At 58.8% G+C, this 17,946-nt stretch carries 14 protein-coding genes; 6 read left to right on the forward strand and 8 right to left on the reverse strand.

What is annotated here, in order from left to right; all coding sequences use genetic code 11:
* Positions 1-73: 73 nt before the first annotated feature.
* Positions 74-1,210, reverse strand: a complete 1,137-nt coding sequence (locus AC07YV_RS16940) for an acyl-CoA dehydrogenase family protein (RefSeq protein WP_015096781.1) — start codon at positions 1,208-1,210, stop codon at positions 74-76.
* Between the two features lie 221 nt (positions 1,211-1,431).
* On the opposite strand from AC07YV_RS16940, the gene AC07YV_RS16945 reads away from it, so the two are divergent.
* From AC07YV_RS16945 to AC07YV_RS16965, 5 genes are all read left to right on the forward strand, one after another.
* Entirely contained in the window at positions 1,432-2,352 is a 921-nt protein-coding gene (locus AC07YV_RS16945; protein WP_172435712.1) for a GlxA family transcriptional regulator, read from the forward strand.
* Between the two features lie 267 nt (positions 2,353-2,619).
* Positions 2,620-4,566, forward strand: a complete 1,947-nt coding sequence (locus tag AC07YV_RS16950; RefSeq protein WP_102701925.1) for a flavin monoamine oxidase family protein — start codon at positions 2,620-2,622, stop codon at positions 4,564-4,566.
* A gap of 207 nt (positions 4,567-4,773) precedes the next feature.
* Entirely contained in the window at positions 4,774-5,661 is an 888-nt protein-coding gene (locus tag AC07YV_RS16955) for a nitrilase family protein (protein WP_102701924.1), read from the forward strand.
* 16 nt (positions 5,662-5,677) lie between these two features.
* Positions 5,678-6,871, forward strand: a complete 1,194-nt coding sequence (locus AC07YV_RS16960; RefSeq protein ID WP_102701923.1) for a threonine/serine exporter family protein — start codon at positions 5,678-5,680, stop codon at positions 6,869-6,871.
* A gap of 77 nt (positions 6,872-6,948) precedes the next feature.
* The gene (locus tag AC07YV_RS16965; protein WP_102701922.1) at positions 6,949-7,932 is read left to right on the forward strand and encodes an asparaginase; all 984 of its coding nucleotides are present in this window, start codon (positions 6,949-6,951) and stop codon (positions 7,930-7,932) included.
* A 106-nt stretch (positions 7,933-8,038) separates the two neighbouring features.
* Here the strand turns inward: AC07YV_RS16965 and zapE are convergent, their stop codons facing one another.
* From zapE to AC07YV_RS16980, 3 genes are all read right to left on the reverse strand, one after another.
* On the reverse strand, positions 8,039-9,133 hold the full coding sequence (gene zapE, locus AC07YV_RS16970; RefSeq protein WP_033047639.1) for a cell division protein ZapE: 1,095 nt from the start codon (positions 9,131-9,133) through the stop codon (positions 8,039-8,041).
* Between the two features lie 90 nt (positions 9,134-9,223).
* Positions 9,224-10,579, reverse strand: coding sequence for a tryptophan--tRNA ligase (locus AC07YV_RS16975; protein ID WP_102701921.1), 1,356 nt, complete (start codon positions 10,577-10,579; stop codon positions 9,224-9,226).
* A 24-nt stretch (positions 10,580-10,603) separates the two neighbouring features.
* Positions 10,604-11,233, reverse strand: coding sequence for an alpha/beta hydrolase (locus tag AC07YV_RS16980; RefSeq protein ID WP_102701920.1), 630 nt, complete (start codon positions 11,231-11,233; stop codon positions 10,604-10,606).
* A gap of 144 nt (positions 11,234-11,377) precedes the next feature.
* On the opposite strand from AC07YV_RS16980, the gene AC07YV_RS16985 reads away from it, so the two are divergent.
* Positions 11,378-11,812 (forward strand): Z-ring associated ZapG family protein, encoded by a 435-nt coding sequence (locus tag AC07YV_RS16985; protein ID WP_102701919.1) that lies wholly within the window; start codon positions 11,378-11,380, stop codon positions 11,810-11,812.
* A gap of 266 nt (positions 11,813-12,078) precedes the next feature.
* Here the strand turns inward: AC07YV_RS16985 and AC07YV_RS16990 are convergent, their stop codons facing one another.
* From AC07YV_RS16990 to AC07YV_RS17005, 4 genes are all read right to left on the reverse strand, one after another.
* The gene (locus AC07YV_RS16990) at positions 12,079-12,819 is read right to left on the reverse strand and encodes a YiaD family glycine zipper/OmpA-like lipoprotein (RefSeq protein WP_007972558.1); all 741 of its coding nucleotides are present in this window, start codon (positions 12,817-12,819) and stop codon (positions 12,079-12,081) included.
* A 102-nt stretch (positions 12,820-12,921) separates the two neighbouring features.
* Positions 12,922-13,563, reverse strand: coding sequence for an MBL fold metallo-hydrolase (locus AC07YV_RS16995; protein WP_007972557.1), 642 nt, complete (start codon positions 13,561-13,563; stop codon positions 12,922-12,924).
* 88 nt (positions 13,564-13,651) lie between these two features.
* Positions 13,652-16,390: a winged helix-turn-helix domain-containing protein gene (locus tag AC07YV_RS17000; RefSeq protein WP_102701918.1), complete on the reverse strand. Its 2,739-nt coding sequence runs from the start codon at positions 16,388-16,390 to the stop codon at positions 13,652-13,654.
* A gap of 176 nt (positions 16,391-16,566) precedes the next feature.
* On the reverse strand, positions 16,567-17,931 hold the full coding sequence (locus AC07YV_RS17005; protein ID WP_102701917.1) for a DUF1329 domain-containing protein: 1,365 nt from the start codon (positions 17,929-17,931) through the stop codon (positions 16,567-16,569).
* Between the last annotated feature and the right edge of the window lie 15 nt (positions 17,932-17,946).

The raw sequence follows: 17,946 nt of genomic DNA on the forward strand, positions 1-17,946 counted from the left end.
CTCCTACAGGGTTTACGCCAAACCCATGTAGGAGCTGCCGCAGGCTGCGATCTTTTCAGCCATCAAAAATGAATCAAAGCGACCGCGCAATGATCTCCTTCATGATCTCGTTCGTCCCGGCATAGATCCGCTGCACGCGCGCATCCGCCCATGCCCGCGCGATCGGGTATTCCCACATGAACCCGTAGCCACCGTGCAACTGCACACACTCGTCGAGCACCTTGCACTGCAGGTCGGTGCCCCAGTACTTGGCCATTGCCGCCGTCGGCACGTCGAGCTTGCCTTGCAGGTGCAGCTCCAGGCAGCGGTCGACGAAGACACGGCCGATCTGGATTTCCGTGGCCATCTCCGCCAGTTTGAACCGGGTATTCTGGAAATCCGCGATCGACTTGCCGAACGCCTTGCGCTCGCGGGTGTAGTCCAGCGTCCATTGCAGCGCCGCTTCGGCCGAGGCCAGCCCGCCAACGGCCACCGTGAGGCGCTCCTGAGGCAATTCCTGCATCAGGTAGGCAAAGCCCATCCCGGCCTGGCCCAGCAGGTTTTCCTTGGGCACACGCACGTCCTGGAAGAACAGCTCCGAGGTGTCCTGGGCTTTCATCCCAACTTTTTCCAGGCGCTTGCCCTTGTCGAAGCCCGGCGTATCGGCTTCCACCAGAAACAGACTGGTGCCCTTCGCGCCGGCCTTCGGATCGGTCTTGGCGACAACGATCACCAGATCGGCCAGGTAGCCGTTGGTGATGAAAGTCTTGGAGCCGTTGATCACATACTCATCGCCATCGAGCACGGCCGTGGTTTTCACGCCCTGCAGATCGGAACCGGCGCCCGGTTCGGTCATGGCGATCGCGGTCACCATCTCGCCGGACACCAGTTTCGGCAGGTACTTCTGCTTCAGCGCCTCACTGCCGTAATGCAGGATATACGGCGCCACGATGTCCGAGTGCAGGGAGAAACCGATGCCCGTCAGGCCAAGCCGGCCTACTTCTTCGATTACCACCGCGCTGTAGAGAAAGTCCGCCCCCAGGCCACCGTACTCTTCCGGCAGGTGTGAGCAGAGCATCCCCGCCTCCCCTGCCTTGTTCCACAGCTTGCGGTCGATATAGCCTTGTTTTTCCCATTGCCCATGGAAGGGCACCGCCTCCTTTTCGAGAAACGTCCGCACGCTGTCGCGGAAAAGCTCGTGCTCGGAACTGAACAAGGTTCTGGGGATCATGCGGCACCTTTTCTTTGTTTTTAGAAGGAGTTGACCTTCAGAGACTATGCCTCGCTTCCGATACAGGACACTGGACACATCCGACAAAAAATAAGACGATCCAGCCGTCTGGTGACCACTTCCCCCTATAAAAATAAAGTTGAATTATGTCTAACCAAGCCTCCACGCCCCTGCGGCGCGTCAGCATCCTGGCCATCGACCGGGTTTTCGCTTCCACCCTCATGCAAGCCAAGGATTTCTTCCACCTCGCCAGCCTGCGCTACGGCAAACAGCTGGGCCAGGGCCTGACACCGGCGTTCGAAACCCGCCTGGTCAGCCCCGATGGCAAACCGGTCAACACCTTCAGCGATGTGATGATTCCGGTGGACGGCGGGCTGGAAAACGCCGACATCATCATTCTTCCCGCGTTCTGGGACGATTTTGAAAGCCTCTGCAAACGTTACCCGCAAGTCCTGCCCTGGTTGCGCCAACAGCATGCGCGCGGCGCCGTGCTGTGCGGCGAGGCCACCGGTGTGTTCTGGCTGGCCGAAGCCGGGCTGCTCAACGGCAAGGAAGCGACCACCTACTGGCGCTTCTTCAATGCCTTCGCCGAACGCTTCCCACAGGTCCAGCTCAATCAGGACAAACACCTGACCGACGCCGACAACCTGTACTGCGCCGGCGGCACCACCTCGGCGTGCGACCTGTACATTTACCTGATCGAGCGTTTCTGTGGCGCCAATGTGTCCCAGGCCGTAGCGCGGGACATTCTGTATGAGGTGCAGCGCAGCTACTCGCCGGGACGCATCGGTTTTGGCGGCCAGAAGCTGCACCAGGACGTGATCATCCTGCAGATCCAGCACTGGCTCGAAGAACACTTCGCCGACAAGTTCCGCTTCGAAGACGTCGCCCGCGAACACGGCATGAGCATCCGCAACTTCATGCGCCGCTTCCAGACCGCCACCGGTGACAAGCCACTGCATTATCTGCAGCGCCTGCGCATCGAAACCGCCAAGGGTTTGTTGTCCGGCAGCCGCAAGAGCATCAAGACCATCAGCTATGAGGTGGGCTATGACGATGCGAGCTTCTTTGCACGGCTGTTCCGCCAGCACACGGAGCTGTCGCCGAACCAGTATCGGCAGCAGTTTCAGCAGGCTGCATAAAATCCCGCAAACTTGCTCTGGCTGCATTTCCACGTTCACGTGCGAATGCAGCCAGAGACGCTCTGCGTTCCGCTTTGACATGCGATAAAAAAGGTCATGGCGTGCATTCCCACGCTGGGCGCGGAAACGCCAGTGACCTCCATACAGCGTCTTTTCTTACGATAAAAAACGAATATAGAGCATCAACGCATCTCGTCCGACTAATGTACGCAGGCCATCCAGAGCTTCAACATCTTCCCCTTCAAACACCATCAGGGAAGATCAAAGGTGACTATCGGATCAAGCTACAACTACCCTTCATACATCGCCAAAGAGGCCGCCCGAACAAAGCGTTCGGCTAAAAACAAATGGGCAGCTCGCTTTCCCAATCCGCCGGATTTGTGCTTTGACTATCGTGCACTGGTAGAACAGGAAAACGGCATCGCCAGGGCAACTGACCCGCAACATAAAATCTGCATCATCGGCGCCGGCGTCACAGGCCTGACCGCCGCCAGAGAACTCTATCGCTGCGGTTTTACCCATATCACTCTCATCGAACAATCCAGACGCATCGGCGGCAGGCATCTGACCGTTCCCGGTAGCCGAAACTCAGCAACAAGTCATACACCGTTTGAAATGGGTGCCATGCGCATGCCCTTCTTCAACCGGGCGGATGAGTCGCCGACAGAAGGTCGGTCGCTGATGGCTTACTACGCCAATCAATTTGAATTGGCGTTTTCAGACTTCGCCAACCCCGGTAGCCAATGGGTTAGCTCGACAGGCATCTATCTCCGGGAGGGCAGCATGGGCGGCGGATCGGCGCCGCAAATGTTGATATGGAAAAACGAAGACGGCGAAACACCGCCTCCCGGCGATGAATTGCAAAAGGTTTATTCCAAGTGGAAAACCTTTGCCGATCGCATGACCCGCCACGTTGCGGAGCTTTATGCGAGCCAGGAATGGGAGAACACATGGGCTTCTATCGTCGAAAAATACGAGAGTATCTCGTTCCGTGACCTGGTCAGCATGCCAGCACTGGAAGCTTGGGATGGCCGCTCACCCGGAGATTTCGGCGGAATGGGAATGACTGCGCAAGAGTCCGCAATTTTTTACGCGATAGGTATCGGTGACGGTAGCTGGGGAGCTTTTTACGACGTGTGCTGCCTCTACCCCCTGCGTACCGCGATTTTCGGTTTCAGCAGCCAATTGCAACTAATCCATGGTCGAGTGGACTCAAACGGCGATCCACTGGATTCGCCCTACCTGAATAGCAAAGCCGTTTTTGACTCAATGGGGCAGAGTTTCGACAAGCCCCGCTACATCGGCCTCGCCGCGTTGGACGAATGCCTGCTGTTTGTGAAAACCGACGAAACCGGAAGGTCCATCTACGAACATAGCCTCGAAAGAAGCAATGGGCTTCTCACCGACTCATCCGTCACAAAACTGGAAAAGCTGACCAATCAAAAAATACGCGTCTATTACAACTGGAAACACAGTCAACCCGAGCACATCCAGGAGCAATTTGATGACTATGACTCGGTCATCATGACACTACCCTCCTGGCTGATTGAAACTCGAATCAAGCTCGAAAACTTCACCCGGGAGATGCTGCCTTTCGAGACGATTAACGCTTACAAAACCGCACACTGGGAAACTAGCTGCAAAGTGTTTGCACCGCTGAAGAAATCATTTCTCTCGAAAAACAAAAACATCCCGCAAGCCATCGTAACCGACAGTTTTATCCACGATGTCTATACCTACCGCTACAACGACAACTACAGCTATGACTGCATCCTGCTGAGTTATACCTGGGAAGATGATGCAACCAAGCTTGCCTCATTCAGCGATAAGGAATTGGTATCAAAATGCGCCGAAGAGCTGGATCGCATACTCATGAACTCTACCAATATCCAAGAGAGAATTTCTCCCTACATCGGCATTGATCAAGCGGTGGTTCAGCGTTGGATCACCGATAAAAATGCTCTGGGCTGTGCCAAGCTTTACCGACCGGGCACCTACTACGATGCCGTCGGCCTGATGAAGTACAACCGGGACCTCGCCCATGTATCAGGCTTGTATTTGTCTGGTGAATCATTTTCTGTCGATGCCGGTTGGACGGAGCCATGTTTTCGCGGTGCTGTCGATGCAGTGATTCATATCTGCAACAAAACCGCCGCGACCTTCAATGGCGGATTTTCCTTGAGCGACTACCCGCACTACCAACTCAAAACCTGATCACATCCCCGCTCCAGAGCCATGCACGCAATACATGGCTCTACCTCTCGTGCCTGCCACCCACTGCCATCAAACATCACGCTGATCCATTTTCGGACAAGGACTACGACCTAAACGGAAGTAGCTGACTTACACCCCATTCCTGATTCCCCTCTTATACACACGCCATTTAACAGCTTGAAAAACAATAAAAAGAGGAACGACGGAATGTCTGAGCCAACAAGCCCTGCTCGTGTAGCAGTCGTGCAATTCGATCCACAAGTCGGCATCGAGAAATGTGCAGGTAATCTGCGTCGCAGCCTGGAATTGGCGCTTGAAGCGGTAAACGGCGGGGCGAATCTCATCGTTCTGCCCGAGCTTTCCAATACCGGCTATTTCTTCAGCAATCGACAGGATGCCTTCGCCCATGCCGAAGCGGTTCCCGACGGACCAAGCGTGCAGTGCTGGATCGACTTCGCCCGCGAACACAACGTTTACCTCGTGGCCGGTCTGGCCGAACGCGACGGCATGCGACTCTTCAACACCGGTGTTCTGGTGGGACCAGACGGTTTTATCGGCAAGTACCGCAAAGCCCATTTGTGGAATCTGGAGAAGCTCTGGTTCACCCCCGGCGACCTGGGTTTCCCGGTTTTCGACACACCGATCGGCCGCATCGGGCTGTTGATTTGCTGGGACATCTGGTTCCCGGAAGTGCCACGGATCCTCGCCCAGCAAGGCGCGGATATCATTTGCAGCCTGAACAACTGGGTCTGGACACCGCCGCCGCTATTCGACGATGCCGGTAAGTGCATGGCGTCTTATCTGACAATGACCGCCGCTCACGTCAACAATGTGTTTATCGCTGCTGCCAGCCGGATCGGCGAGGAGCGCGGCGCGCGCTATCTGGGTTGCTCGTTGATTGCCGGAACCAACGGCTGGCCGATTGGCACCGTGGCTTCGGCAGACAGGCAGGAAATCCTGTTTGCCGATGTCGACCTGACCAGCTCCCGTAGTGCGCCCATCTGGAACAACCTGAACGATCTGCATCGCGATCGCCGATCCGATCTTTACGATCAGATGCTCGGCTACACCCAACACCCTTGCCTCCCACGTTGATCAGGAGGCCTATCGCATGGAAGTTACAACCGACAAAAACCAACCATCGCGCAAATCACCAATTGATACAGCCGTCGTCCTGCTAATAATCGGCGCGACACTGCTGATCGTCTGGCTTTCTTTCAGCAACCGTACTTTCTGGGGAGCGCATTGGCCCGGCTACGGCGACATGGTATCGCTGCTACCCGAACCGAGTGCCTGGTTGCGCTGGGTGTTAGGTGACATCAGCGAGGTGGCTTTCTACAAGCACGAGTTCGCCTCGATCGGGCTGCTGGCGGGCGCTTATCTGGCTTACTGGGCGAATCGAACGGGGAAATCCTGGCAAGGATTTGCCATCTCCTATGGAACGGGGCTTTGGCCCTGGCTGGTCACCAGCTCGTTGCTCGGGCTGCTGCTGAGCAATCTGCTATGGGGCTGGACGGTGACAGCCACAACCTGGCAACCCACATTCGTAGCATTCGTCTCGCTGCCAGCAGCGATGGTGTTGATGTTTGGCGGAGGCTGGAAGGTCACGATCAACGGCGCACTCATGGGCGCCGTACTCGTTACACCGATGTGCCTGCTGATCGTCAATTACGTGTGCCAACCGCTGGCACTGCCTGCGGTAATTGGCAATGTACTGGGCATGGCGATTGCCAGCGTCCTGGCGTTTCTGTTCTGCCGCTATTGGCCGAACCTGGTGAAATCCAGGTCTTCGGAAGCGCCCCCCGCCTTGATCGCCACCGCCAAGGCGCCCGACTATGGCGTCATCTGGAGCCTGCGCCGGATTCTGGCGGACTTTTCCGAAGCACCATTCTTCGGCAATGAGCTGGCCAGCCTTGGCCTGATACTGGGTGCATTGCTGGCGTACAGCTTGAACCCTTCAAGCCCCGCGTACGGATCGGGCCTGTTACTGCACATCATTGGTGCGCAGGCATTGGCCTCGGCCATCGGCGTGCTGATCTGGCGTCGACAATGGATGTTGCGCGGCTGGTATCCCACTTACATCCCGTTGGTTTCAGTGGTGCCCGCGGCGATTCTGGCCTATGGCGGCAGCTGGCAGATTATCGTCTCAAGTGCACTGCTGGGGGCATTGCTCGCACCACCGCTGGCTTGTGTGATTGCCAAAAAATTACCGGCCGACATGCACGCCTACATCGCCAATGTACTGTCGATGGCCATCAGCACACTGCTGATCGTGCCGCTGATCGGCTCTCTGATCGCTGATTAATGTCCCAGCCATTCGGCTATATCGCGGCCTCAAAAGCGAATACAGCCACTTTTCATTACAAACAAGCGAGGTATCCCATGGACCTGCCCAAACTGTCCATCGCGGCACTTGGCGGCACGGTAAGCATGCAAGCGAGCAATGCCGGTGAAGGCGTCATCCCGACCGTCAGCGGCGAAGCCCTGCTGACCTCCATACCGGAACTGACGACGCTGGCCGGAGTCACCGTTGAGACCCTCGGCCTGCTGCCCAGTGCATCCCTGGATTTCGAGTTTTTGCTGGACGTATTGTCCTGGGCTGAGTTTCAGGTCAAAAAGGGCGCTACTGGGGTCGTGATAACCCAAGGCACCGACACCCTCGAAGAGGCCGCAGTGTTTTTGGATTACCTGTGGCCCTACGACACCCCCTTGGTGCTGACCGGCGCCATGCGTTCCGCAGCGCAGCCAGGTGCCGATGGACCGGCCAATCTGCTGGATGCATGTCGCGTTGCCCTGGCGCAGATCAGCCGGCAGCGCGGCGTCCAGGTCGTGATGAACGGACAGATTCATCAAGCGTGCAGCGTTCGCAAAACCGATTCGCTGGCATTGCAGGCGTTTTCCTCTCCGGTTGTGGGGCCCGCAGGCCTGCTGCTGGAAGACCGTGTTCGCTACCTGCGCCCGCCGGGGCCACGCACGGTGTTGCCTTTGCCGCAACAGACCACACAGAAAGTTGCGCTGCTTGAAGCCTCACTTTCGGCCGACACCCTGCTACTGGAGAATATTTTCGCACTCGGTTACGACGGGCTGGTGATCAGCGGTTTTGGCGCCGGCCACATCTCGCAGCGCTGGGCGACAAGGATTGAGCATATTGCCGAACGAATCCCCGTGATCATTGCGACCCGAACCGGTTCCGGCTCCACCGCACGTGCCTCTTACGGTTTTGACGGCGGGGAGATGGACCTGATCCGCAAGGGTGCATCGATGGCGGGTTTTCTATGTCCGCGAAAGGCCCGGATTCTGCTTTGGCTGCTACTCGGTTGCCAACGGCAGCACGAGCTTGAGCGGTATCTCAACGAAGGCATTTGACTTCAAAACAATGTACAAACCTGTGGGAGGGCGATTTTCGCTGACAAAAAAGGCCTGCATTTGCAGGCCTCTTTCATTTTCCGAATCGCTCGACCGATTTAAACGCTTACGGCTTGTGCGCCCGGGCCAGGAATTCGTGGGATTGCATTTCCAGCAGACGGCTCAGGGTACGCTGGAACTCGAAGTTCAAGCGCCCGCCGGTGTACAGATCCTTGAGTTCGACTTCGGCAGAAATGATCAGCTTCACGTTACGGTCGTAGAACTCGTCGACCATGTTGATGAAGCGCCGGGCGATGTCGTCGGTGGTGACGCTCATCTGCTCGACATCGCTGAGCAGCACGGCGTGGAAGATCTTGCCCAGTTCGATGTAGTCGTTCTGGCTGCGCGGGCCGTCGCACAGTTCACGGAAGTTGAACCAGGCCACGTCATCGCAGGTGCGCAGGGCACGAATTTCACGGTTTTCGATCATCAGCACGTCATTTTCGACCGCTGCCGTGCATTCCGGCGTCAGCGCACGGAAGCTCTTGCGCAGGCTTTCGTTGGCGGCTTCGTCGAGCGGATAGTGGAACAGCTCGGCTTGTTCGAGGTGACGCAGACGATAGTCGACGCCGCTGTCGACGTTGACGATCTCGGTATTCTGCTTGATCAGCGCAATGGCCGGCAGGAAGCGTGCGCGTTGCAGGCCGTCCTTGTACAGGCCGTCCGGCACGATGTTCGACGTCGCGACCAGGGTCACGCCGTTCTTGAACAGTTCTTCCATCAAGGTGCCAAGGATCATGGCGTCGGTGATGTCGGAAACGAAGAACTCATCGAAGCAGATGACCCGGGCTTCGGTGGCGAAACGCTTGGCGATGATGGTCAGCGGGTTTTTCTCGCCGCCCAGGGTTTTCATCTCTTCGTGCACGCGCTTCATGAAGCGGTGGAAGTGGGTACGGGACTTTTCCTTGAACGGTAGCGCTTCGAAGAAGGTGTCCACCAGGTAAGTCTTGCCGCGACCTACGCCGCCCCAGAAATACAGACCCTTGACCGGGGTCTGATCCTTCTTGCCAAACAACTTGCCCAGCAGGCCCGGCTTGTTTTGCTCAGCCGCGACCAGATCGTCGTACAGGCGCTGCAAATGACGCACGGCAGTTTCCTGCGCGGCATCATGGAAGAATTCCGGGCGTTTCAGATCAGCTTGATATCGTTCTAGGGGCGTCATAATTCGTTAGCAAGGCAACAAAAACGGGCCGACACTGTAGCGACGGCCCCGAGGAATGGCAATCGGCCCTTGGTCGGGCCGGACCGTTGTTTATTCCTGAACCGGCGTCAGGGCGATGCGCAAAGCCTCGACGGCAGCATCACGCGCAGCACTGTCGACAAAGGCCGGGCTGTCGGCAACGCACTCGCCCTCAAGCCAGACGCTGAAATTCAGCTCTTCACTGCGTACGTCCAGTGGCTGACCCGATTGCAGTTGCTTGGTCACCTGACCGGCGGTCTTGCCGTCGACGAAGTTGCGCGACAGCAGCAGTTGCTCTCCATCGGCCGCCAGCAGACGGAAACGGAAGCTGCCGTCGTCTTCGCGGAAGCTGACAAAACGTGCGGCTTTCGCGGCCTTCTTCTTGGTGGTCGCCGCCACCTGGGTCTGAGCAACGAAGGAGCGCAGGCCCACCGCTTCACGCAGTTCATTGAGGAAGGGTGTCGCTACCGCACGGGCCTTTTTCGCACCGTGTTGCAGGATGTCTTCCAGATCCGCCGGACGCTCGATCAACTGGTTGTAGCGCTCGCGGGATTCACCCAATTCGTTGTCGAGCAGCTGGAACAGGCGATTCTTCGCCTCGCCCCAACCCAGGCCCTGCAACAATTCGCTGCGGAACTCGTCGGCCTGCGCCGGGGTGGCGAACGCCTGGAACAAGGTGAACAGGTGCGAATTGTCCGGGTCCTTGGCTTCGCCCGGTGCGCGGGAGTCGGTGACGATCCGCGAAATCGCGTCCTTCATTTCCTTGGCGCTTGAGAACAGCGGAATGGTGTTGTCGTAGCTCTTCGACATCTTGCGGCCATCCAGGCCCGGCAACGTGGCGACGCTCTCTTCGATCAACGCCTCGGGCATGGTGAAGAACTCTTTGCCCTGGCCAAACAGGTGGTTGAAGCGCTGGCCGATGTCCCGCGCCATTTCCACGTGCTGGATCTGGTCGCGACCGACCGGCACCTTGTGCGCGTTGAACATCAGGATGTCCGCCGCCATCAGCACCGGGTAGCTGTACAGGCCCATGGTGATGCCAGCGTCCGGGTCTTCGCCGGTCTCGACGTTCTTGTCCACGGAAGCCTTGTAGGCGTGAGCGCGATTGAGCAGGCCCTTGGCGGCGACGCAGGTCAGCAGCCAGGTCAGCTCGGGGATTTCCGGGATGTCGGACTGGCGGTAGAAGGTCACGCGATCGACATCCAGGCCACCGGCCAGCCAGGTCGCGGCGATTTCCAGACGCGAGCGCTGGATGCGCAGCGGGTCATCGCACTTGATCAGGGCGTGATAGTCGGCCAGGAAGTAGAACGAATCGGCATTGCTGTCACGGCTGGCGACGATCGCCGGGCGGATGGCGCCAGCGTAGTTGCCCAGGTGCGGCGTGCCGGTGGTGGTGATGCCGGTGAGGATACGGGTACGGGTCGTCATGGGTAATCGCTTGTCAGACTGCAATCAATTCGAGAGACGCGGCAGGATCAGATCCTTGAGATCGGTCAGCTTGCCATGAAAAAAGTGTCCGCATTCTGCCACTTTCAGCAGCTCATGGGGACGTTCGAGCTTCTCGGACCATTGGTAAACGACTTGTGGATCGATCACTTCGTCGGTTTCCGGCTGGATCAAGGTCAACTCGCCGCGCTGCGGCAACGGATCCTGGTCCCCCAGGCGCATGACCGCCGGCGCGACCATGAACAGGTGCTTGAGCTGCTCGCCCTTGGCCTCAAGACGTCCGCCGAGACTTGCTGCAACAAATCCACCGAAGGAGAAACCGAACAGGGTCAGTGGCAACTCCGGGTGTTTGCTGCGAAACCATTCGGCGACAGCCTGGGCATCATCAACTTCACCGGTGCCCATGTCGTGGGAGCCCTGGCTGGCACCGACGCCACGATAGTTGAAGCGCAGGGTGACCAGCCCGGCGTCACGCGCAGTGCGCTGCAGGGTCGAAACCACTTTGTTGAGCATGGTGCCGCCCTGTACCGGGTTCGGATGGCAGATCAGCGCCAGGCCGCGAGGCTGCTCGTTGTCCAGGTAAAGGGCTTCCAGTTGACCCACCGGGCCATCAATCACTACAGGGGTTTCGCGCATAAGCAAGGAAGGAACTCCGTGACCTCGAATCGGGTCGACTCGTCTAGCAAATTGTCTGTGGCTGTCTATTGCGAGTGAATCGCGGTATACAGCGCAGGTTCGAGCCGTTAACGTAAAGCAAAGCCGTTTATAGAGGAAGGACTCGTGGAACACTCGCTCTTAGTTTGGTTGCTACCGACTCTTGCCCTGGTTGTGGGTGTCGCCATTGGGTTCCTGATCGCTCGCCTTGCGCCGAATGCCGCGCCTAGCAGCACGCAACGTCAGCTGGACGATATTCAGGAACGTTTCGACAGTTATCAGAACGAAGTGGTGACCCACTTCAACAGCACTGCGACATTGGTCAAGAAACTGACTGCGAGCTATCAGGAAGTGCAGGACCATCTCGCCGAGGGCGCCAACCGCCTGGCCCTGGACGAACAGACTCGCCAACGCCTGCTGGCCTCCCTGCACGCCGATGCAGCGCAGGCACCCCGTGAACGCCTGACGCCACCGCGCGATCAGGAGCCGCCGCGCGACTACGCACCGAAAGCCCCGAACGCGCCCGGCATGCTCGATGAGCATTACGGCCTGAAGAAGTAATCAGGCTGCAGGTGTGAAAAAGCCCCCGGACGAGTGATTGTCCGGGGGCTTTTTCGTTTCTGGATTCTTCATTGATGTGGATATGGATGGTTTCTTGTAGGAGCTGTCGAGTGCAACGAGGCTGCGATCTTTTGATTTTCAGAAGCAAGATCAAAAGATCGCAGCCTCCGGCAGCTCCTACAGATAAGAGATAAGCGCGCACAAAAAAACCGCCCGATCTGATGAGGATCGGGCGGTTTATTTACGCCTGGGGTTCAATCAGGCGATCAAGGGTACTGCTGAACCTGACCTTGCTGCTGACCACCATACTGCTGGCCCGGAATCGCCTTGAGGTTAACCTCTACACGACGGTTCTGCGCCCGGCCATTGGCGTCGCCGTTGCTGGCAACCGGGCTATCCGGCCCCGCGCCACGAGCGCTCAGGTTGGCACCGCTGACCCCTTGCGAGGTCAGGTAGGTGGCCACGCTTTGTGCACGACGCTGGGACAGGTCCATGTTGTGCTGGCGGCTGCCGGTGCTGTCGGTGTAGCCCACGATTTCGATCTGGTTCTGGTTGAACTCTTTCAGCGAGCCCGCCAGGTTGTTCAGCGGCTGATAGAAACTTGGGGCAATGTTGGCCGAATCGGTAGCGAACGTGATGTTGCCCGGCATGATCAGCTTGATCTGGTCGCCCTGGCGCTGAACTTCAACACCGGTATTGGCCATGCTGGCGCGCAGTTTTTTCTCTTGCTGGTCGGCGTAGTAGCCGTAACCGGCCGCCGAAGCACCGACCACTGCCGCACCGATCAGCGCGCCCTTGCCACGGTTATCGTGGTTGATCGCAGCACCGGCCAGCGCACCGGCCAGAGCGCCGAGACCACCGTACTTCGCGGTCTTGCTCATGCCTTCGGAGCCGCTGTCCGCCTGCCCCTGAGCCTGGCCTTGACCGCCGTAAGGGTTGGGCGAGGCACAACCGGACAAAACGGCCACAGCCGTAGCGACAATAATCAAACGACGCGTGGTGAACATGTATAGCTCCTACTTTTTTGCATTCTGTGGTGCAACGGACCAAGGCACAGCCTTTGCGGGTGTTGGATCACTTCCGGGAACAAAAATTCCGCTCGTTACAAATCAGGCCCGTACAAAGGGGTTTTCGCGCATTTCATCGCCCAGACGGGTGTCCGGACCATGCCCGGCCACCACCGTCGCCTCTTCGTCGAGGGTGTACAAACGCTGCTTGATCGAACGCACGATGGTCGCCTGGTCGCCGCCCCACAAATCCGTGCGCCCTACCCCACGCTTGAACAACGTGTCACCGGCAATCAGCAGCTTGGCATCGGCAAACCAGAAACTCATCGACCCCGGTGTGTGCCCAGGCGTGTGAAGCGCCACGCCACAACCGCAGGCCAGCTCTTCATCATCGGCCAGCCAGCGGTCCGGGGACGGCACCGGGGTGTAGGGCACACCGAACATCTGGCACTGCATTTCCAGGTTGTCCCAGAGAAACTGGTCTTCCTTGTGCAGATGCAGGGTTGCGCCGGTTTTCTCCTTGAGTTGACCGGAAGCCAGGAAATGATCGAGGTGCGCGTGGGTGTGAATGATGCTGACCACTTTCAGCCCCAGGGCATCGAGACGCGCCAGGATCAGCTCATGATTGCCACCCGGATCGACAACGATGGCCTTTTTCGTCACCGGATCGCCGATGATCGTGCAGTTGCACTGCAAAGGGCCGACGGGGAAGGTTTCGCGGATGAGGGTGGGATGCTGGGACATCGGGGGCCTGCTCGATAAACGGGGGACGGGCGATTTTCGCACAATTGAGTATCCAGCCAATGGCCGCGATGTGTAACGTGAAAAATCCTTAACCCAGCACCCCCAATTCCTTCGCCCGCGCCACGGCCTGGGTACGCCGCTCGACCCCGAGTTTGCTGTTGATGTGGCTGGCGTGGGTCTTGACCGTGTGTAAGGAAATAAACAGCTGATCGCTGATTTCCTGGTTCGAACAGCCCTGGGCGATCAATCGCAGAACCGCCAATTCCCGCGTGCTGAGTTGCTCCGCAGTCGCGCAGGATTCCGGTCCTGGGCGGGCAGTCAATGCCGGAAGTTTTTCACTAAGGCTCAGGGAAACAGGGGTTGGCGAACACTGTTGAAGCTGCCCACGCAGCCAGTCCGGGTGCTCGGCCAGCAAGCCCTCGAAGGGTTGCAGCACGCCTCCGCCAGCGGCGTCCAGCGCCTGGACCAGTGCCTTGCGTGCTTCCGGCTCCCGTCCGCTGCCCAGCAACAACGCCACTTTCTGGGTCAGTGCCATGGCACTGAGCATCTGCCGACCGCTTTGCTGGCCATGTTCGAGCAGCGCATTCAAACGCCCTTCGGCCAGCATCGGCTGGCCCTGGATGACGTCCAGCAAAGCTTGCTGCAATTCGATATGCAGCGGCAATTGCGGATGGAACTCCGGCGGTGCCGCCGCGTTTTCGCCGTTGTAAGTCTGCCCCAGGCGCGCCAGCCAGGCTTCGGCCAGATCGGTACGCCCCTGGGCCAGCCAGAGCTCACATTTGACCAGGGTGATCATGGCCAGATAGTAGATCGGCGGCACGTCCCAGATGTGCATGAGCCGCTCGGCTTCGGCCAGTTCGGCAAAGGCTTTGGCGAACTCTCCGCTGCTGCCTTCCAGCCTGGCAATCACGCAGTGGCCGATAAGCACGCTGATGTCACGACAGGCGCGCGCCTCGCTCAGGCCGGCCTGCAAGCGCACCCGCGCCAATTGCGGCTGCATGCGCAGGGCCAGCAAAAAGCCTTCGTACAAGGTCAGCCGGGCACGAACCGCATACAGCCGCTGTGCAGACAAACTCTGCAGGCGTTGCAGGCCCTGACGGACCTCTTCCAGTGCCCGACAGATTTCCCCGCGCGCTTGCAGCACCCGTGCGCGGTCGTAGTGCGCCAGCGCTTCGAACAACGGGTTGCCGACACGTTGCGCCAGTTCCAGCGATTCGCGGTTCAGCCCCCGCGCCCGCCATAAATCACCATCGGCAATGGCCAGGTTGGACAAGGTCGAGAGACACATCAGGCGCTGGCCGTAACGCTTGGCCGGAAGACTTTCCAATGCCTCGCGGCAGTACTGCAGCGTCAGTTCGCGATTGCCGCGCCCACGGGCAATGATGCCACTCAACGCCAGCCATTGAGCCAGCATGGACTTCTGGGCGGTGGCCGACGGCGCGGGCAGGAAGCGGCTCAAATGGCTGGCCAGCTCTTCGGCAGCATCCAGCTGGCAAGCCAAGCCCAGCGCCCAGCTATACAGCACAATCAGGCGCGGCGTGCTGATCAGCAAGCTGTCGGGCAAGTCCATTTTCCAGCGCAGCAACATGCCGACATTCTGCTCGGCCAGCAGCTGCTCTTCGGAGAGGTTCTGCACCAGGTTCGCCGCCACGTCCAGGTGACCGGCACGCAAAGCTTGCTCCACCGCCTCATCGAGCAGTCCCTGGGCATTGAACCAGCGGCAGGCACGCAGGTGCAGGCTCGCGGCCGGCACCATCGACTGGGACGTCGGCCGCGTGCGCAACAGATCGGAAAACAGATGGTGATAACGATACCAATGACCATGTTCGTCCAGTGGCACCAGGAACACTTGATGGGCCAGCAGGAAGCGCAGGATCTCTCCGCTGTCATGGGCATCGCGAACGGCATCGCACAGTTCGCTGCAGAAACGCTCCTGGGGCGCCGTGTCATAAAGGAACGACTGGACCTCGGCGGGCAGGCAATCGATGACTTCTTCGAGCAGATAATCGCGGATCAGCCCTTCCCCGCCATGCAACGATTGCGGCAGCGCACCATCGGTGCCCGCCTCCGAAGCCGCCAGCAGCCAGAAGCGTAACCCTGCAACCCAGCCCTCGCTGCGCTGGATCAGGTTTTCCAGTGCCTCACCGCGCAAGGAGCTGCTGTGCCGGTCGAGCAGGCTCAAGGCCTCGTCGTGGGTCAGGCGCAGATCCTGTTCATGCAGCTCAAGCAGCTGCCGCGATAGCCGCAGCCGCGCCAGGTGCCAGTCGGGACGTTGGCGGCTGGTGACCATCACCAGCAAACCATCGGGAAGATGATTGAGGAAAAACTGCAGGCAACGGTCCAGCACCGGCCCCTGAGCCAGGTGGTAATCATCCAGCACCAGCAGCAAGGGCGTCGCCGTGGACAGGTGTACGGCCAGTTCGTCGAGCAAGCCGTCGAGCCATTCTTCGAATGCGAACGGCTGATGGCGCTGGCGCATTTTCAACAGCCCGAGGGATTGCCTGCCCAGCTGCGGGAAATAGTCCTGAAGGCCTTCCAACAACCGCTCGAGAAAGCGTCCCGGGTCACTGTCTCGCGGGCTCAACCCCAGCCAGAGACTTTGCCAGTGCGCCGGCAATCCCTGACAAAACTCCACCGCCAGCGAACTCTTGCCGAACCCTGCCGGGGCACTGACCAGCAATAACCTCCCTGCAAGCCCGGCACTCAGACGCTCGCACAAACGTGGACGCAGCACATGGCCGTCGGGCAACGGCGGACGGAAAAACCGCCCGTCGAATGTCGCGACGGCAACCTGTGCAGAACCTGGGGGTGTAGACAAATCAGTCATAGCCGGCTCTTGTTTGAATTGCGGGTGGCGGCGTTGCAGATGTCCGCAGACTAGCCGTAAACGGATAGGGAATGAAGGTAATTGCTACAAATGGCTACAAAAAGTCTACAAGCAAAAAAAAACGCCCCGAACCAGTCGGGGCGTTTCCAGAGGGTGCGGCCTCGTTTCGGCGCTCGTTAGCGAATACCGTCCTGACGCAATGCCGCCGGGGTGAAGTCGCTGGTAGTGGCAGTGAAGCCGAAGTCATACGACGACTTCTCTTCGTTCTTCATACCCAGCGCCAGGTAACGGCCAGATTGCAGGTCGTACAATGCTTCCAGGGCGTACCACGGCACTTGCTTGTCGTAGTAATCCTCGGCATGTGCCTCGGCGACGCGCCACAGTTGACCACGACCGTCGTAGTGATCGACCACCGCCGCTTGCCAGGTATCTTCGTCGATGTAGATGTCACGCTTGGCGTAGATGTGGCGCTGACCTTCCTTCAAGGTGGCAACCACATGCCATACCCGGCGCAGCTCGTAACGAGCCAGGTCCTGGTTGATGTGACCGGCCTTGATGATATCGGAGTACTTGAGCTTCGGATCGTCGAGCTTGTAGCTGTCGGAGGCGATGTACATCTCTTTCTTGCCTTCGAGTTTCCAGTCGTAGCGATCCGGTGCACCGTTGAACATGTCCAGGTTATCGGAAGTACGCAGGCCGTCGGCTGCGGTACCCGGGCCGTCATAGGACACTTGTGGTGCACGACGCACTCGACGTTGGCCGGCGTTGTAGACCCACGCCGAACGTGGTTCCTTCACCTGGTCGAGGGTTTCGTGCACCAGCAGCACACCACCGGCCAGACGTGCCGGGGCGAGCACTTTCTGCTTGTAGTAGAACAGGATGTTGCCCGGGTTCGCCGGATCGTAGTCCTTCATCTTGTCACGGAACACGAACTGGTCCTGGAAGTACACCAGGCTGAACGAGCCGTTCGGCTGTGGCGTGGCCTGGGCCACCAGACGGGTCACGCTACCACCCCGATAGCGGGTGATGTGGTTCCAGATGACTTCAACGCCGCTTTTTGGAATCGGGAACGGAATGGCGGTTTCAAAGTTTTCCAGGCCGTTGCCGCCGGACACCAGCTTGGTGTTGGTGGCGTTTTTCTTGATGGCGGCGAACACCTCATCCGGCACGGTAGAACCGCGATGAGACGGGTATACCGGCATCTTGTAGGTTTCCGGGTAGCGCTTGAACATCGCGTACTGACCCGGTGCGAGCTTGTCCTTGTACTGGTCGACGTTCTGCGCCGTGATGGTGAACAGCGGTTTTTCGCTGGCGTACGGATTGGACAGGAAACCTTTGCTGTCGACCGTACCGGCGTTCTTCGCCAGCGGCTTCCAGGCCGGGATCGAACCGTCGGCGTTACCCGCCATTTCGGCGCCCATTGGGGTCAGGCTCTTGCCCAGTTTGTCGGCCTCGGCCTGGGGAACCGCTGCGATGACGCTGGTCGCCAGCAGCGAAAGACCCAGAACACCGGCGTGGAACAGACTCTTTGTTATTTTCATATGTTTGTTCGTCCT

The organism is Pseudomonas sp. GW456-E7 (assembly GCF_059424105.1).

What these genes read in the sequence shown, in the direction of transcription:
- AC07YV_RS16960 (WP_102701923.1), top strand. Translation starts at nt 5,678, where the DNA reads ATGGAAGTTACAACCGACAAAAACCAACCATCGCGCAAATCACCAATT.
- AC07YV_RS16975 (WP_102701921.1), bottom strand. Translation starts at nt 10,579, where the DNA reads ATGACGACCCGTACCCGTATCCTCACCGGCATCACCACCACCGGCACG.
- AC07YV_RS16990 (WP_007972558.1), bottom strand. Translation starts at nt 12,819, where the DNA reads ATGTTCACCACGCGTCGTTTGATTATTGTCGCTACGGCTGTGGCCGTT.
- AC07YV_RS16965 (WP_102701922.1), top strand. Translation starts at nt 6,949, where the DNA reads ATGGACCTGCCCAAACTGTCCATCGCGGCACTTGGCGGCACGGTAAGC.
- AC07YV_RS17000 (WP_102701918.1), bottom strand. Translation starts at nt 16,390, where the DNA reads ATGACTGATTTGTCTACACCCCCAGGTTCTGCACAGGTTGCCGTCGCG.
- AC07YV_RS16940 (WP_015096781.1), bottom strand. Translation starts at nt 1,210, where the DNA reads ATGATCCCCAGAACCTTGTTCAGTTCCGAGCACGAGCTTTTCCGCGAC.
- AC07YV_RS16995 (WP_007972557.1), bottom strand. Translation starts at nt 13,563, where the DNA reads ATGTCCCAGCATCCCACCCTCATCCGCGAAACCTTCCCCGTCGGCCCT.
- zapE (WP_033047639.1), bottom strand. Translation starts at nt 9,133, where the DNA reads ATGACGCCCCTAGAACGATATCAAGCTGATCTGAAACGCCCGGAATTC.
- AC07YV_RS16980 (WP_102701920.1), bottom strand. Translation starts at nt 11,233, where the DNA reads ATGCGCGAAACCCCTGTAGTGATTGATGGCCCGGTGGGTCAACTGGAA.
- AC07YV_RS16955 (WP_102701924.1), top strand. Translation starts at nt 4,774, where the DNA reads ATGTCTGAGCCAACAAGCCCTGCTCGTGTAGCAGTCGTGCAATTCGAT.
- AC07YV_RS17005 (WP_102701917.1), bottom strand. Translation starts at nt 17,931, where the DNA reads ATGAAAATAACAAAGAGTCTGTTCCACGCCGGTGTTCTGGGTCTTTCG.
- AC07YV_RS16945 (WP_172435712.1), top strand. Translation starts at nt 1,432, where the DNA reads ATGCAAGCCAAGGATTTCTTCCACCTCGCCAGCCTGCGCTACGGCAAA.